Annotated in this window: 10 protein-coding genes and 2 pseudogenes; 3 read left to right on the forward strand and 9 right to left on the reverse strand. The window is 37.6% G+C overall.

Features of this window, described 5'->3' with window-relative positions; genetic code table 11:
• Positions 1-1,530, forward strand: a 1,530-nt coding sequence (locus ADICYQ_RS16390) for an ATP-binding protein (RefSeq protein ID WP_040416736.1), incomplete at its 5' end; no start/stop codon positions are given.
• 464 nt (positions 1,531-1,994) lie between these two features.
• Positions 1,995-3,383, forward strand: a complete 1,389-nt coding sequence (locus tag ADICYQ_RS16400) for an arginine decarboxylase (RefSeq protein WP_020889744.1) — start codon at positions 1,995-1,997, stop codon at positions 3,381-3,383.
• Between the two features lie 683 nt (positions 3,384-4,066).
• Here the strand turns inward: ADICYQ_RS16400 and ADICYQ_RS16405 are convergent.
• Positions 4,067-5,806 carry a c-type cytochrome gene (locus tag ADICYQ_RS16405; protein ID WP_020889745.1) on the reverse strand — a complete coding sequence of 580 codons (1,740 nt, stop codon included), beginning with the start codon at positions 5,804-5,806 and terminating at the stop codon, positions 4,067-4,069.
• A gap of 501 nt (positions 5,807-6,307) precedes the next feature.
• On the opposite strand from ADICYQ_RS16405, the gene ADICYQ_RS16410 reads away from it, so the two are divergent.
• Positions 6,308-6,850, forward strand: a complete 543-nt coding sequence (locus tag ADICYQ_RS16410) for a hypothetical protein (RefSeq protein WP_146946930.1) — start codon at positions 6,308-6,310, stop codon at positions 6,848-6,850.
• A gap of 174 nt (positions 6,851-7,024) precedes the next feature.
• On the opposite strand, the gene argJ is transcribed toward ADICYQ_RS16410, so the two are convergent.
• The 8 genes and pseudogenes from argJ to ADICYQ_RS16450 all read right to left on the reverse strand — a co-directional run bounded on the left by argJ (position 7,025) and on the right by ADICYQ_RS16450 (position 17,370).
• Positions 7,025-8,236, reverse strand: a complete 1,212-nt coding sequence (argJ, locus tag ADICYQ_RS16415; RefSeq protein ID WP_020889748.1) for a bifunctional glutamate N-acetyltransferase/amino-acid acetyltransferase ArgJ — start codon at positions 8,234-8,236, stop codon at positions 7,025-7,027.
• 13 nt (positions 8,237-8,249) lie between these two features.
• Positions 8,250-9,293 carry an N-acetyl-gamma-glutamyl-phosphate reductase gene (argC, locus tag ADICYQ_RS16420; protein ID WP_020889749.1) on the reverse strand — a complete coding sequence of 348 codons (1,044 nt, stop codon included), beginning with the start codon at positions 9,291-9,293 and terminating at the stop codon, positions 8,250-8,252.
• Positions 9,280-10,485: an acetylornithine transaminase gene (locus tag ADICYQ_RS16425; RefSeq protein ID WP_020889750.1), complete on the reverse strand. Its 1,206-nt coding sequence runs from the start codon at positions 10,483-10,485 to the stop codon at positions 9,280-9,282. Before ADICYQ_RS16425 ends, argC begins: the two co-directional genes overlap by 14 nt.
• A gap of 2 nt (positions 10,486-10,487) precedes the next feature.
• On the reverse strand, positions 10,488-11,312 hold the full coding sequence (gene argB, locus ADICYQ_RS16430; protein ID WP_020889751.1) for an acetylglutamate kinase: 825 nt from the start codon (positions 11,310-11,312) through the stop codon (positions 10,488-10,490).
• A gap of 359 nt (positions 11,313-11,671) precedes the next feature.
• On the reverse strand, positions 11,672-12,439 hold the full coding sequence (locus ADICYQ_RS16435) for a PhzF family phenazine biosynthesis protein (RefSeq protein ID WP_020889752.1): 768 nt from the start codon (positions 12,437-12,439) through the stop codon (positions 11,672-11,674).
• Positions 12,440-12,456: 17 nt separating this feature from the next.
• Positions 12,457-13,907 (reverse strand): annotated as a pseudogene (locus ADICYQ_RS16440) (TrkH family potassium uptake protein).
• A 2-nt stretch (positions 13,908-13,909) separates the two neighbouring features.
• Positions 13,910-15,255: pseudogene (gene trkA / locus ADICYQ_RS16445) on the reverse strand (Trk system potassium transporter TrkA).
• 114 nt (positions 15,256-15,369) lie between these two features.
• Positions 15,370-17,370, reverse strand: a complete 2,001-nt coding sequence (locus ADICYQ_RS16450; RefSeq protein WP_020889757.1) for an alpha amylase C-terminal domain-containing protein — start codon at positions 17,368-17,370, stop codon at positions 15,370-15,372.
• Positions 17,371-17,396: the final 26 nt, after the last annotated feature.

Raw genomic sequence — 17,396 nt, forward strand, 5'->3', positions numbered from 1 at the left:
GCGATTCCTTTTTTCAAAAAGGCCATAGAGGAAAATAAGGCCTGCTGGGGAAATGGAAATTTGATACAAAACATCAATGAGCCTCAACAGTACAGGAATACCATGGCCCTTTGCTATGAAAAAATGGAGAAATATGATAGTGCAGCCTACTATTATATCGATGCTTTGGCTTTTCTGGAAGAAATCAAACCGAAATTTCCTGAACAAGAATTGTTTATATCCTCCGCTATGGGAGTTGTAAAAGGTAATTTAGGCGGTGTGATGGCCAAGCTAGGTAATATTGGCGTAGCGAAAAAGCTATTAAAAAGCAGTATTGCAATCAATAGCCAACCCAATTATGATCATAGTGATGCCCAAACTGCCAAACTTAAATTAACCCAAATTTACATAAATGAGGGATCGCTTGATAAAGCTTTGGTTTACCTTGACGAGCTTGACAAAGAATTACCTAATTCTGAATTAAAAACCCGACAATATTTGGATATAATACTTCGATGGTACCTGATAAAAGGTGCTTATTACGAAAATAAAGGAGACATGGCAAATGCTTTAGCACTCATGAAATCCTACCATCATCTAAATGATTCCATCCAAAAAATAGATCATGAATTGAAATATGTAGATGTGGAAGGGTCTTTTAGAAATGCTGCGCAAAATTACGAATTATCCATTGTCAACAGAGACAATAAAATTAAAAATATCTATCTCGCCACTGCTGCCAGTTTCACTTTTCTGTTGGCCATTTTCTTAATAGTCATTTGGAATAATCTAAAAAAATCAATAAAAGCCAACAACGTTATTCTTCAAAAAAACAGCGACCTTCAAGACACCTTAGGTGCTTTGGAATTTAGTCAGGCTGAAAACACCAAAATAATGTATATGGTAGCTCATGACCTGCGAAACCCAATAAGTAGCATGATCATGATGGCAAATTTGATACTTGAAGACCAACAAGTCAATGGTGAAAACAAATACCTTTTAGAAAACATCAAGACTTCCTGTAGCAATTCATTGCAACTCATCACAGAAATGCTACTTCCCAATAAAAGAGACAAGCATTTAGTGAAAGAGGAAGTACAAATTGACAGACTTCTAAAGTATTGTGTTGAAATACTAAACCACAAAGCGGAAGAAAAACATCAAAAGATACATCTGAATACGATCCCTGTTACCGCATTGATCAGCAAAGAAAAAATGTGGCGTGTTATTACTAATTTAATAGCAAATGCTATCAAATTCACGCCAGTAGGGAAAAATATTGACGTAATCATGCAGAACACGCATGAAATAATAACCATTAAGATAAAAGATGAGGGAATTGGGATTCCAAATTCATTAAAAAACATGGTATTCGATTGGGATACTATGGGCAAAAGAGAAGGCACAAATGGTGAAAAATCTTTTGGAATGGGATTGGCCATTTCAAAACAGATCATATCAGCACATGATGGGAAAATATGGTTTGAATCCAAAGAAAATGTAGGAACTACTTTTTTTATTGAGCTTCCAGTGAGAGCTAAACGTCTTTAGCCACTTTTTGACCGAATAGTAAACGCCTAGACCCAACCCACCAATTAAAATACTTAATCCCTTGCTATTTGAGCATTGCTTATAAGTTTTAGTGTAAACTCAGGCTGTATAGGCACAATAAAATTTCGATAGGAAAAGTTGAAAAATTGGGACAATGTTGGTGCCATCTATTTTAAAAAAAAAAGGATACACCGATATTGCCATACCTGATTATCCGGCATTTAATTATAATCTTAACACTTTGACTTACCCTGTAAAAAGGCTGATTTACTGCCTTTTGAATGGTTTACTAAGGGAGATCTGGACTAGCGACATCGAACTTTATTGTGAAATCTGGGTTTAAAGAATTGATAGGGTATCGATGAAATAAATAAAAATTATTTTCCGTTAAAAATTGATTTGATATTTCGGTTTTTAATGCAATTTTTGATCCCAGTAAACCTTTATATCTATAGCAGGCAAAAATGAACAAATACATAGATCTAATAAAGCAGACTTTTGATTTCCCTACCAAAGAATTCAAGGTAGAGGACAATAAGCTGCAATTCAATGGAATAAACTTATTGGATATTATTGAAGAGTACGGCACGCCTTTAAAATTAACTTACCTTCCAAAAATTTCTGAAAACATCCAGAATGCGAAAACCTATTTTGGCAACGCAATGGAAACGCATGATTATAAAGGAAGCTATACCTATTGCTACTGCACCAAATCTTCTCATTTTAGTTTTGTTGTTGATGAAGCCCTTAAAAACGGTGCACATATAGAAACCAGCAGTACTTTTGATATCCCACTTATCAAGAGCCTTTATGCAAAGGGGAAAATCAGTAAAGACATCTTTATCGTATGTAACGGATTTAAAAGAGACCTTTACAAACAATACATTTGCGAATTACTTAATGAAGGTTTTGTGAATTGCACTCCTATTCTGGACAATATCACAGAAATCGATTATTACCTGGAACACGTTAAAGTCCCTTTTAAGGTAGGAATTAGAATTGCCGCAGATGAAGAACCTACGTTTGGATTTTATACGTCCCGATTGGGGGTAAGGTACAATGACATCATTAGACTTTATGAGGAAAAGATTAAAAACAACCCTAATGTAAGTCTTAAAATGCTTCATTTTTTTATCAATTCTGGCATACGTGATACTGCTTACTATTGGTCAGAATTGACACGTTTTATCCAGAAATATGTAGAACTTAAAAAACTAGCGCCTGACTTGGATACAATGGATATCGGAGGAGGCTGGCCCATTAAGACCAATGTGTTTTTTGATTATGACTACCAATACATGGCAGAACAAATCATCAAAAACATCAAGTGGATGTGTGCTAAAAACAACACCATCGAACCAAATATTTTTACGGAATTTGGTAGCTATACTGTAGGTGAAAGTGGCGCTGTATTGTATTCCATTCTGGATGAAAAATTACAAAATGATAAGGAGCTATGGTACATAATCGATGGTTCTTTTATTACTCAACTGCCGGATACCTGGGGTTTGAATCAAAAATACATCATGCTTGCTATTAATAATTGGGACAAGGAATACCATAATATCTCACTTGGAGGCTTGACTTGTGACAGCATGGATTACTACAATTCAGAGTCTCATCAATTCAACATCTACCTCCCAAAAAGAGAAAAAGACAATCAACAATACATTGGATTTTTCCATACTGGTGCTTACCAGGAATCATTGGGAGGATATGGCGGAATTCAACATTGCCTAATACCTGCGCCTAAACATGTGATTATAGACAGAAATAAGGATGGCACGATCCAACATCGTCTGTTTGCTCCAGAACAGGAAAGCAAAGACATGATGAAAATCCTGGGCTATTAACCTACCCAAATTTCAAATAACTTTTAAACCAGGGATACTGCATTCAGTATCCCTGGTTTTTTTTGCTCATCGAAAAACTTAATAGAGTGAAAACCACTATGGTGCAACCCTATTCAGCAAAAGTTAACACACTTAGAATTGAACTAGTTATTTAGTCATTTTAGACATAAAAATAAGCTATGAAAAATTTTCCATAGCTTAAGTCAATTAACAATAAACCCAAAATAACCAGTTGTATTAGCAGGATTCGAACCTGCGATGTTACCATCGCCAACTCCCTTGTTAGGGTAATACAGTATCATTTCTTTCGATTTGATATCACAAATATAAGGATAAAAATTATTTTACAAAAGTATAAGCCATTTATTTATATTTTTTTTTAACTATCGAGATAATCAAAAAAAATTAGATATATAGTTGAATGATCTAATACTTTAAATTCTTCCATTGATAAAAGCTATTGAATCTTTGGTAAGAATTGAAATAAACAGCCAAAGCTAAACTTTATAAAACCAAAAATCCTGCCCACCAAAATGCAAATTCAGGGAGCAGGACACATTGTTACCCTCTAATGAGGAATAGCTCTAAAACAGGCCTAAAGAAATATATCTACAGCACAATGCTTGGTTTTTATTAGCGCATTATGCCCTATTTTATGGAGGTGAAATTGATTTATTTTTAATCTACTGATCAGCATTAAATGATATTTTCCAAATATTCCCACCTCTTTGTTTACCCCCAAACTCGATCAGGTAAAGGAAACCATCTACCAAAACAGCATCCACAGGCTGGGTAAAACCTTTGGCCACCCGGTAGGTATTTAATCGGAAATTCTCTTCTTTAGGCAAGTATTTTAAATCAAGTAGTAGCAAATCTTCCCCATTTTCTGTAAAAGGTTGCATTAAGGCGGATTTTTGACCATTGGTATACCTTGCAACAAGCGCCTTACCCTTAAATCGCCCTGGCAAGGATTGTTCATTGTCGAGAACAAGACCAAGGGGTGAAGAATGGGGGGTAAAAGTTCGTATTCCAATTCCCAGTTCAGATGCATCTTGAACCTTACCAGTGATTTTGTCTCTAAATTTATCCGAATCTGGGCCATAGTTCATTATACTTTTACCAAAAGCTACACCTTGAGGTTTTTTTGGAAAAGTGGGGTCATTGTAGAAATCATCAGGCCAGGCTGCAGCAGCAGCATTTAAAAAAGCATCTTTATCAGGATCAGGAGTCCAGTTTGGGAATTGCTGTGGAGATTCTAAATCACCCATTACCCAGGGATAGCCATAATGATGCCCTTCTTTTACCCAAAACATGTCTTCATTTTGATCGTAATCTCCTGAATTGACCACCGCCAATAATCTCCCTTCCTTATCTAAGGCCAGATCGTAGGCATTTCTAAGCCCTTCTGCATATAGGTAACCCTTTTCCTTTAAAAACTCAAGATTGTCTGGTAACAATAAATCAACGGCATCAATTGGAATCCTAAAAACTTTTGAGGTGAGGGCCACGTCACGGGAATTGGGGTAAGCTCCCAGGTTATCCTGAACCTCTCCGTGATCCGTACGACTGCCACTAACAACGTATATGCTCTGCCCATCATCACTCACCTGTAAGGCTGACCAACCATGATCAAAAGGTGTATTTGTAGTGCCATATTCTTCCGTCGTAAACACTACTTCTGGTTTTGCTTTCCCTGAATTCTCCCAACTCACCCTAACCATTCTACCTTTAGTGCCTTTATCATTATTCACCCGAACATTACCACAAAGAAACAACTTACCTCCGTGCATGGTAGCTCCCTGTAACCTGCTGATTCCATGATCCGAAACTTCTAGCATTTTTTCTAATTGGTGGGGATTATCTATAGGAAACCTATAAACTTCCCCTTCGATTGTCGCATACCAAAGGTAATTTTCAGGACCTTCCCATATTCTGACTGCCCTTGGTACAACTTTAGTAAAGTGTTCAATATAAAGATCAGGCACCAGGGATTCAGGTGCTTTTTGATCAATATCATCTTCTAAAATTTTGCTTAAATTTTTAATAAAGTTGACTAAATACCAGCGTTGGTCATCAGTTAGTAAGTCTTGAAAGGAAGGCATTACAACTTTACCTTTAGTGATCTTATAAAACAATTCTCCATCTGTCTGTTTCTGAACGCCTTCAGAAAGCAAATCTGCAGGCTGGCTACCCATGGCCTGGCCTGCAGCACCATCTCCCCTCCCTCCTACACCATGACAAGTGGAACAATAAATCTGAAAAAGCGCTTTCCCTTTTTCAAACATTTCATCATCCATAACAGGGTTTTGAAGATTTTTAATACTATCAGGTACCTGCCAATCGTTATCCACGATAACAATGTTTCCATCTCCTTTCTTACAGGAAATGGTGATCACAAAAAAACAAGTAAAATTAAAAGACATTTGAAGTTCATAAACTATTATCTATAATTAAATTACCATCATAATTTAAAAAAATTGTTGGATAGATGATAATCGGGTCAGTATATTTTTCTTTAGAAATATAAAAGATTCTTTAATCTATATTTCTAAAGAAAAATATTTGCAAACAAAATAGATAAGTGATATATATAAACACTGTAAAGAAAACAGTATTTTAATTCTTAATTTGCAATAGACATTCTATTAATTGATGTAATTGTTTAAAAAAATCCTCCTTGTTGCCATTTCCATTTCATTAATACTATGCTATACTAAAATCTCCACCCAGCATGTTTAGCGACATCTGTGAAGCTTTCCGATGGAATTGGGACATTTTATCACAAATTCTTTTGCACAATAAGGGTTAAAAAAAAGGCTATTAAGAGGCCAGGTAATATTTCTCCATGGCCTCAATATTGATAGAAAATAAAATTTATTATCTTGGGTTACCAATTATCAGCCAGATCAAGACCAAAATGAATCATGAAAAAGCAGCTACTATTTATTATTTTATTGATCGGATTAATTAGTCCATCATTGGCTCAAATCAGGACAAATCAATTAAATATCGGTTTCGATGCTGGTGGCGTAATAAATGAATACTACAAAACCCAATTTCCTGCAGGTTTTGGCCTTTCTTTAAAAGGAGTGATCGGCATGCCTATGGATGCTCAGCTTAGCCTTTCAGGAAGTTACCTCTACTTCCCATTGAATTCCAATTACATTTTGCCTGATGGGGAAAACATTAGCCTTCATCAGATTCCTGTTTTTTTGGGTTACAGGGTTTACAGGCAGTCTTTCTTTTTTGAACCTCAACTGGGTGGGGCATTATTGATTAATAATAATAAAAACATAACAGGAACCCAGTCTACCAAAAACCTCCAATTTGCTTTTGCAGCAGAGATAGGCTATGTATTCAATCAATTAGAATTAAGTCTTCGGTACCAACAATCAGGAGGTTCGCCCTACCAAATGGCATTCCTTGGAGCCAGAGTGGCCTATATAATTGGAGGGGATAATTATTAAGGGAAAAGTATCAGTCAATAGAAAACAGTAACAAAATTGTAAACTTATTGTCCTGAAAAAAAGTAAGTGGTTTTATAAAAGACCAACCTTAGCCTTACAATAAACCTTTGAATCTGAATTAAAACAAATAAAGCCTCTAATAATTTATTAGAGGCTTTATTTGTAATTGTTCGATCAGGTTGTATATACCGAATTAAACATTACATAATCTGTTGTGAGGTCAGACCCCCATCCAGTGGCTTCTTGTTTGCCTGTATTAATCTCAAGGTGAACTTTGATATGAGATTCCCGGAGCAGTTTTTTCATGTAGTTTTTATCAAACTTGGTAGGAGATCCTTTTAAGAGCACCAGTACCTGATTGTCAGCATCACCTAAATAAAGATTGGCTTTTTTATAATTAAAACTAATCCCGGCATTGCCACAAGCAGCGATTATTCTACCCCAATTGGGATCACGTCCAAACATGGCCGTTTTCACCAAAGTAGAATCTGATATTGCTCTGATCAGCTTCATGGCTACATTTTCCGAAATGGCTTTTGAAACTTTATATTCAATGAATTTTGAGGCTCCTTCACCATCAGAAACGATTAGTTTGGCAAGGTGAATCAATAATTCGCCGAGTTTTTCCTTAAACAAAATATAGAGCGGGTCATCTTCTTGGGTGATTTTATCATTCCCAGCCATCCCATTGGCCAATATTGCAACCATATCATTGGTAGAGGTATCTCCATCTACTGTGATCATATTAAAAGACCTATCCACACAATATTTTAACGTCTTTTGTAGTAATTTTTCGTCAATATCGATGTCCGTGGCTAAAAAGGAAAGCATCGTTGCCATATTGGGATGGATCATTCCTGATCCTTTTGCAACGCCACCAATGGATATGGTTTTTCCTTCCCATTCAAAATCAACAAAACCTTCCTTTGCGAAAGTATCTGTTGTCAATATGGCATTGGCCAGGAATGAACCAGCTTTTGCATCATTGGATAATTTTGGTACTGTTTCTTTTATCCCTGCTACCACATCTTCTGTAGGGAAAACTTCACCTATCAAACCGGTTGATGCAACAATTACATCATCAGGAGAAATATTTAAAGCTGCGGCAACAGTATCTGCCATTGCTTCTGCACCTTTTCTACCCTGCTCACCAGTACAGGCATTTGCATTCCCTGCATTACATACAATGACTTGGGCTCTATTATTGGCAAGGTTTCTTTTGGTTACCTTGATTGGTTCGGCCTGAACTTTATTCTGTGTAAGCGTAGCAGCTGCAGCTGCTGGAACTTCCGAGAAAATGATGGCCAGGTCTCTTTTCATGGATTTAACACCTGAATGAGCACCCCAACATTTAATTCCTTTTACACTAGTAATATTCTTAATCATTACATTTGTTAATTTATGGTTGCATTGGAACCTGTTGAAGACCAATGGATTCGTTCAATCCCAACATAATATTCATATTATGAACAGCTTGACCTGCTGCACCTTTTACCAAATTATCAATGGCAGTAACCACTATAACTCTTTTGGTCCTCTCATCCCAAAATGGATAAACGTCCGCATAGTTACTGCCTCTTACCTCTTTAATAGAAGGCGCTTGATTCCTCAGTCTCACAAAGGGTTTATTTTTATAAAAATCCTTGTAAAGTGAAGTTAGACTTTCCTGATCCATTTCTTTATCTAAAGATAAATAAGAGGTTGCCAGAATGCCTCTATCCACTGGTAAAAGATGGGGAGTAAACTGTAAAATAACCGAATTTTTCATTAAAAACGAAAGCTGTTCCTGAATTTCCACCGTATGCCTATGGTTACCAAGACTATAAGCTTTGAAATTATCATTTACGTTAGAAAAATGTGTAGTATTGCTAGCTTTTACACCTGCACCAGTAGCACCAGATTTCGCATCGATAATCGCTCCTCCTGGGATAGCTATTCCAGCTGCAAACAATGGAGCCAGACTCAAAATAGAAGCTGTAGGATAACAACCTGGATTCGCCACAAGGGTAGCAGTACTAATTTCATCGAAGAAAAGCTCAGGCATTCCATAAACTGCATTTTCAAAGCCATCAGGGAACGTGTGCTCTTTTTTGTACCAATCCTCATAAACTTCGGGACTAGAAAGCCTAAAATCTCCCGATAAATCTATAATCTTAACGCCAGCATCTGCCCAACGCTTTACAAACTCCATGGACACACCATGAGGAAGGGCTAAAAACACCACATCTATATTCTCTATGTCCACATCGTCTGCTCCAATCAATTCAAAATCAATAATCCCTGAAAATTGACCATGCAAATCTGAAAACCGCTTGCCTTTATGGCTTTCTGAGGTAATGCTAACTATATCTACTTCGGGGTGATTGATTAGGATTCTTGCTAGTTCTGAACCAGTATAACCTGATGCACCTACAATACTAACTTTATATTTATGATTTCTCATTTTGTTCAATTGATTCTATTATTGACTTCAATTTGTTCAAGGCTGTTTCTATGTCTTCGTCCGGGATATTAAGCGGCGGCACAAGACGTATGACTGATTCGGCAGTCCCATTGACGATAACTCCATCATCCAATAGTGCCTTCACTATTGGCGCTGCAGGTCTGTCTAACTGTATGCCTATCATCATTCCTAATCCCCGAACTTCTTTGATCATTGGGTGGTCTTTAGACCATGATCTAACGGTATTCATAATATAATCTCCCTTTTTGAGAGACCTTTCTACTAAACCTTCTTCTAAAATGGTTGTAAGAGTAGCCAATGCAGCGGCTGATGCTAAAGGATTTCCGCCAAAAGTGGTACCATGATCTCCGTAATCAATTGCGTTTCCTACTTTTTCATTGCATAAAAATGCACCTATAGGCATTCCTCCGCCTAGTCCTTTAGCCAAGGTCATTATGTCTGGTTGTATGCCATAATGTTCTTTAGCAAACAGTTTTCCTGTTCGGCCTATACCACATTGAATTTCATCAAAAATAAGAAGCACATTGTTTTCATCACACAGCTCTCTTACAGCTTGCAAATATTTCTTATCAGCCGGAATCACTCCACCTTCCCCTTGAACAGGTTCAAGGATTACTGCTGCTATTTGATCGTTGATTGCGGCTTTTAGCGCATCCAAATCGTTGAAGGGAACTTGAGAAAAACCTGAAGGTATTGGGGCAAAACCCTTTTGATATTTTTTCTGACCAGTAGCAATCGTTGCAAGGGTACGTCCGTGGAAGGAGTTTTCCATGGATATGATTCCTCCACCTCGATTGTTTTTGCTTGCATATTTTCGGGCTATTTTAATCGCTCCTTCTACCGATTCAGCACCACTATTAGTTAAAAAAACATGTTTCAATTTTGACAAATCAACCAACAATTTGCTTAGTGCTACTTGAGGAGGACTTACAAAGAAATTAGAAATATGAATTAACTCAGCTGCTTGCTCTTGAATGGCACTCACCACTTTAGGATGGCAATGTCCTAAATTATTAACGGCAATTCCTGCTAGCATATCAATGTATTCCTTTCCATCAGCATCCCATAACCGACTCCCTTTGCCTTTTATAAATGCCAAAGGAAAGCGCTTGAAGGTAGGTAAATAATTTTTTTTGTCTTCTTCGTACAAATACTCGTTCGAAATATGCATGCTTAAAGTTTAATTGTTGTACCTATTGAAATTTGGTGGATGATATAATCCGTTATTTGCTCGGGACGAGTACCATTTAAGATTACAGCTTTTTTAACACCGGACTGAACCGCTGAAACACAGGATTCAATTTTAGGTATCATTCCTCCTGAAATAACATCCCCATAATACTTCGGAATGGTAGCTGTATCTATCTCCCTAATAATAGATGCTGGATTGGGGTATTCCTTATAAAGTCCATCTACATCCGTCAGAACGATATAAGCATCGGCTTCAATTGCCGCAGCAATTTTACCTGCAAAAACATCCCCGTTAATATTGTAATCATTGCCCTCTTCATCTGAAGCAATGCAAGTGATTACTGGGGAAAACTTATTCTCTAACAACGTTTCTATTAAAAGTGGATTGACGGTAACTATATCTCCTACCTGGCCCAAATCAACTTTAACCTGTTCCCCATTTTCATTTAGCCCAGTATGCCATCTTTTCTGAGCAATAGCTAATTTACCATCTTTACCTGAAAGCCCAACCGCTTTCAGCCCTTGTTTATTTAATAAATTAACGAGTGAGCTGTTTACTTCTCCTTTTAATGTTTTTTCAATGCAGGACATGGCCTCTAAACTGGTGTGCCTGTGTCCATCAAAAAATTCAGATTCTATTCCTGCATCCGCCAAAGACTTGTTGATAAAAGGGCCTCCACCATGCACCATTACTACCTGTATTCCATGATCTTGCAAAACTTTCAACTTCTGAGCAATACCAACTTTAAGCGCTTCGCTGATCATTGCATTCCCACCATATTTAATGAGAATTTTACGATATTCCATTGTATATATATTTTGTCAATATTAGATTTAATAAAACATTGCAAAATAAAAAAGCAATAATTATACCAAGGAGAGAAATTTATATTGGAAAAACCTTAAAAAATGAATTCATTTAAATATTGCTATGGAATATTGAAATAATGAAAGGGATCCGTCCTGTTTTGACAGTCTGTCATGAAAAATGCATACACAGACCTTTAAGAATCTAATAATTCTTTCGCAATTTGTTAAAATTGTAAGAAAACTGATAAGCTAAAATTTTAAGGCATCAACCCAGTGCAAAACTCCCCTATTCAATGGCAAGGATTTAGAACAATATTGATTCATTTTGAAATTAAAGGAATGAATAAAAACACACCTTATTCTTGAATCATGAATTCACCTGATAACACAACTTCATTGCCTGTAATGCTGGAAATAAACCTTCCACCTCTTTTACTTAACTGCTCTGCTACCATTTCACTTTTATTGAGCCTCTCAGACCAAAAAGGCACCAGCATGGCATGGGAAGAGCCAGTAGCAAAATCTTCCAATTGACCAACATGTGGCACCAATGTTCTGCTAACGAAATCCACCTTGTCTCCAGGTGCTGTGATGGCGTATCCAAATATTTCAGAGTCTCTTAAACGCTTAAAATCAGGATTCATATTCTTTACAGAAGACTCAGAATCCGTTAGTATTAAGTGCTTGTTAGCCGTTTCATAAATGGCCAAGACTGGAATCCCTAAACCTTCTTTCAAAGGCAATGGACACTCAGAAATAAGCTTTAAAACGGGAATAGCTTCCAGGCGCATAGAAAAGGTATCCTCAGAAACCTCGACATTTATTTCTCCCCCTTTATAATAAAGGGTTATTTCAGGTTTCTCAAGATATTTGGAAAGGAAAATTCCTGCTGCTGCGGCTCCATGACCACATAATTCAATTTTTTCATCAGGGGCAAACCAACTCACATTGCAATTTTCATTTTTATCTATGAAAATAAAAGAGGTTGCCGGCAAACCTAATGCTGCTGCTTGCTGTTGCATCTCCTGATCTTCCAATATTTCACTTGTAAGCACAACTGCTGCTGGATTCCCTGTGTACCCCAATTCTCTTGCTGTAAACACTGATATAATAACTGGCTTCATGGGCTAAGTGATTGCTATTAATTGGCTCTCCAAAAATACGGAGTAAATAAAATCAATATGGTAAAGAGTTCTAATCTACCCAACAACATTAAAAAACTAAGAAATAATTTAGCAAAAGGCGAAAAGAAAGCAAAATTATCAACTGGCCCTACCCTACCAATCCCGGGACCCACATTCCCCATAGAAGTAGCTACTGCGCCAAAAGAGGTTATTAGGTCATATCCCGCAATGGACATTACAATTGAACCCAAAACAAAGATCATCAGATAAATCAGCAAGAAGTTCATGATATGGGTGATGACCTTTCCTGTAACACGTTCACCATTAATTTTCAAAGGAATCACTGCCCTTGGGTGCACAATACGCTTAAATTCCAAGGTTGAATTTTTAACAAAGGTAAGGTGTCGAATAAATTTAATCCCTCCACTAGTAGATCCAGCACAGGCACCCATAAATAGGGTCATAAAGAAGATGATGGTTAAACCATTGCTATAAACGGTGTAATCAGCAGTTACGTATCCCGTAGTCGTAACCAGTGAGACAACTTGAAAAAGAACGTCCCTAAAAGATTTTTCAAAGCTATCGTCCATCAAAAAGTAAACGGCCGCAAAAATCCCAATTACCAGGAGTCCGACACTAATAAAATAGGCCCTGAATTCATCACTTGCCCAAACCCTTTTGAAATGCCCTTTGAAGGCAAAGTAGATTAAGGTAAAGTTTGTTCCTGCTAAAAACATGAAGAAAACAGCAGTATACTGAATCATTGGACTATCAAAATAGGCCATGCTATTGTTTTTGGTAGAAAACCCACCTGTAGACATGGTGGTAAGCGCATGATTCATGGCATCAAAAAAGGACATCCCTTCCAAATAATAAATACCGACCAAAAGTAGGGTGAGTCCAAAATAAATGAGCCATAGCCTCTTGGCCGTTTCCCTAATCCTCGGATGAACCTTATCGGAGGTAGGCCCAGGAGATTCTGCTACAAACAATTCAATTCCACCAATACCCAATAAAGGAAAGATAGCAACAGTCAATACTATAATACCCAAACCACCTATCCACTGGGTCATACTTCTCCATAGCAATATCCCTTCAGGGAGTATTTCAATGTCTGTCAATATAGAGGCACCAGTAGTTGTAAATCCTGAAACAGTCTCAAAAATGGCGTCAGCATAATTTGGAATGGTACCGCTTAAGAGATAGGGCATCATGCCAAAAACAGACATTATTACCCAACTTAATGCCACAATCATGTAGCCTTCCCTTTTCCGTATATTCTGATCCTGATTTGCAAAGGAAAGAAAAAAGTTCCTCCAATAGTCAAACATATCAAAGCCGAACCAATCAAGGTGATCTGATCTCCACTTTGATAGTAATAAGCGAAAGCGATGCTTGGAAACATTAAAATGCCAAGGAGCATCATCAATCCTCCCATAACTTTTAAGATTGCCTTATAATGGATCATGATTAATTAAATAATTTTTCCAGTACAGGTTTCGCTTCAGGAAGGGCAAGTACGATGGCTTTGTCATTGAGTTGCAATTGAAATTCACCATCGGGGATAAACACTTCTTCCCCCCTAATAACGCCTGCTACAATGGCCGTATCAGGGAAATGCAGTGCCTTTAGGTTCTTTTTGGTCAATTTATTGTTTTTAGAAACGGCATATTGGACAAATTCTGCCTCCACACCCTGAATACCAGAAACAGCTTCCACATGTCCCTTTTTCAAGTACCTGCTGACATGATTTGCTGCTACCAGTTTTTTATTTATCAGGGAATCAACGCCAATACTGTGAGAAATATGGATGTATTCTCTGGTATCTACATGTGCAATGGTTTTATACACACCGTGATTTTTAGCACTAAGACTGGTAATAATATTGGTTTCGGAGCTATCGGTTAGTGCTAAAAAACCATCCATTGTTTCGAGACCTTCTTCTATAAGAAGATTAATGTTTTTGTAATCACCATGAATTATAAGTGCAGAATCCAACCTTTCTGCAAGCCATTTACACCGCTCTTTGTCATTATGGATCAAGGTAACCCCATAATCATCTTCTAATTCTCTGGCGGTCGAATACGCTAAGTCATCCCCCCCAATTATCATGACATTATGGATTTCCTTCTCTTTATGATGGACAAGATCCTTTACTGTATTGACAGATTTATTATTGGAAATAAAAATACATGATCATTGTTGCGTATAAATGTATCTCCCCTAGGAATAATCGTTCTTTGGTCTCGCACAATTGCAATGATCCTAATTTCTTTAAAAATTGGATCTGTACGCGTATCAGATAGTTTTCTGTTGATGAGTGGGGAATACCGGTCCAGTGTAATGCCTACCACGCTTAACCTTCCGCCTTCAAATTCAATAACATCAGAAAAGCTAGAGCGTTTCATTAGCCTGGAAATCTCCTTGCTACAAAGCATGGAAGGAGAAATGATAGAGTCTATACCGAGGTTCTCAAAATAGATTTTGTTCTCTTCGTATAGATAATCGTGGTTCCTAACCCTGGCGATTACCTTTTTCGCTCCTAGCTGTTTGGCTAAAACTGCTGTACAAATATTGGTTTTTTCGGAAGTAGTAACCGCCAACATGAGTTCAGCATTGTGAATGTTGGCCTTCTTTAATATCTCAATTGATGCCGAATCTCCCTCTATGGTCAATACATCCAGCCTGGATCCAATATTGTCCAAAACATCCTTGTCCAAATCAATCAAGATGATATTCTTACTTTCGTAATAAAGCTGTTCCGCCAAGTGAAAACCCATATCACCTGCACCAGCGATCACGATATTAACTGCCATAGACTCGTCTTAAATTATTAAAGGGTAATATTAAACAAAAAAGGGCCAAGACCAATACTTATTAGCTGAATTCCAATTAATTTCAACTTCTACCAAATAAAAAACTGGAAGTTATCAATCGTATTTCTCAAAAACCAAGGCCGTTCTATTGGTCATATAGATACTCAATTGCTGTTTTTGATCCGTAAAATAGGCCTTACTGGTGTCTATTCTGCCAAATCCCCCAAACTGTTTGTCATCTGAATTAAGCACTAGGCGGTATTGACCCATTGAAGGTGCTCTAAATTTATAATCAGCAATGGCCTTCTGAGGATTAAAGGAAAAAGCAAACAACAAAGGACCTCTTGTGAAAATAATGACCTTATTTTCTGGATCAGCATGAACCTGATCCGCAAAAGGGGCATTCAATATATGGTATTGCTTCATTACAGCTATCATAGACTTGTCCCAGCTAATTAGGTACTGGTATTTAAGCTTTTTATCTTCCGCAAGACTCCATTGTCTTCGGGCGTACTGATAACTCCAATTATTACCTTCCCTTGGAAAATCCACCCATTCCGGATGGCCAAATTCATTGCCCATAAAATTCAAATAGCCTTCGCCTCCCAAACCTATGGTAAATAGCCTAAGTAGTTTGTGAATGGCTATCCCCCGATCGATGATAATGTTTTCATCCCCCACCTGCATGTGAAAATACATTTCCTTGTCCATCAGCCAAAATGCGATGGATTTATCTCCTACCAATGCCTGATCATGTGATTCAGCATAGGCTATCGTTTTCTCTTTATACCTTCGGTCGCTTAATTCTTTCCAGAATTCTAGAATATCCCATTCCTCATCCTTTTTCTCCTTAAGCATTTTGATGTAAAAATCTGGAACCCCCATGGCCAGTCTATAATCAAATCCTACTCCTCCTTCAGCTGGTAATCTACACAGCCCGGGCATTCCACTTACGTCTTCTGCAATGGAAATGGCAGATGGTTTTACTTCTTTGATAAGCGCATTGGCCAGTTGCAAATAGGTAATGGCGTCCCAATCCACATCTTTTTCAAAGTATTTTTCGAAATGGTCAAAAGTGGTCAGTCCATGGTGAAAATAAAGCATAGAGGTAACCCCATCAAACCTAAATCCATCAAAATGGAATTCCTCCAACCAGTATTTTAAGTTGGACAGTAAAAATCGTTTCACTTCCCATTTCCCATAATCAAACAACTTAGAATCCCATACTTCATGATACCCTCTAGGTCCCGCATGAAAATACTGATGATCTGATCCATCAAAACCATTCAGTCCTTCTGAAACATTTTGAACCGCATGGGAGTGTACCACATCCATAATAACAGCAAGTCCAAGGCCATGTGCCTTATTCACCAGGTACTTCAAATCCTCCGGTGTACCGAACCGACTTGAGGGACAGAAAAAACTGGAAACATGGTAACCAAAAGAGCCATAATAAGGATGCTCCATTACTGCCATTAATTGTATGGCATTGTAACCTAAATTTTTGATTTTAGGCAAAATTTCATCGGCAAAAGCCCGGTAGGTGCCGACAGCTTCTACCTCAAGCCCCATACCTACATGACATTCATAAATCAATAATCCATCTTTTGTGTAATCTGGCGTAAAATTCTGGTCTTCCCAAGTGAAAGGGCTTTCTGGAGACCATATTTGACCTGAAAAGTCCTTGCTTTCCTCATCCTGAACAACCCTTCTTATATAGGCGGGTATTCTATCTTGTTTCCCATTTGCAGCTACTACATGTACTTTCACCAAACTTTTGTGTACAAGCCTGTCCTTATATTCAGCATAAGGTAAAACAATCTCCCAAACTCCCCATTCATCCCTCGTCAAGGGGTGGGTGTTTCGATCCCATTGGTTAAAGTCTCCAATCAGAAAAAGGGCTTTGGCTTCAGGAGCCCATTCTCTGTAAATCCAAACTTGCTTCTCCTTATCAAAATTAATCCCAAAATATTCATGACCCGAGGCAAAACTGCTTAGCCCTTCACCTTTCGTTGTTAGTGCTTCATAGGCCAATTGAAACCTAACCCACCTCTGGTGGATTTCTTCCTTGTAATCCTCTAACCACGGGTCCTCCTGAACAATTTTCAATTTCATATAGCTGTCTGCAAAAGTGATTGTAT

It is taken from the genome of Cyclobacterium qasimii M12-11B (assembly GCF_000427295.1).
In the GTDB taxonomy this organism is placed as follows: Bacteria; Bacteroidota; Bacteroidia; order Cytophagales; family Cyclobacteriaceae; genus Cyclobacterium; species Cyclobacterium qasimii.